The following is a 238-nucleotide window of genomic DNA, read 5'->3' as shown; positions in this document are numbered from 1 at the left end:
CTCAGACCCGCGTCGCCGGATATGCCGGTTTCGGGTCGCGGGCCCGCTGCGCGCGAAGGCCTTCGTCCGGGGTCTGGTCGCCGTGCCGCACGGCGCGGACCCGGTCGGAGCTCGGCAGGTCGATGCCGTGGCGACGGGCCTGGCGCCAGACAGCGTCGGCGGTCTGCACCGATACCACCACCTGGCCGCTCTCGCGGCTCGCGTCCTCCAGTGACTGCCCACGCCCCAACGCCAGGCA

Annotated in this window: 1 pseudogene; it reads right to left on the bottom strand. The window is 74.4% G+C overall.

Annotated features, from left to right (window positions below):
* Nucleotide 1: 1 nt before the first annotated feature.
* Nucleotides 2–238: pseudogene (locus ACQG3P_RS23210) on the bottom strand (NAD(P)H-dependent glycerol-3-phosphate dehydrogenase); the annotation flags it as partial.

The sequence above is a fragment of the Stenotrophomonas sp. SrG genome, assembly GCF_050031795.1.
GTDB lineage: Bacteria > Pseudomonadota > Gammaproteobacteria > Xanthomonadales > Xanthomonadaceae > Stenotrophomonas > Stenotrophomonas rhizophila_A.
The sequence above is the reverse complement of the archived record's forward strand: the minus strand, read 5'-3'. Positions and strand labels throughout refer to the sequence as shown.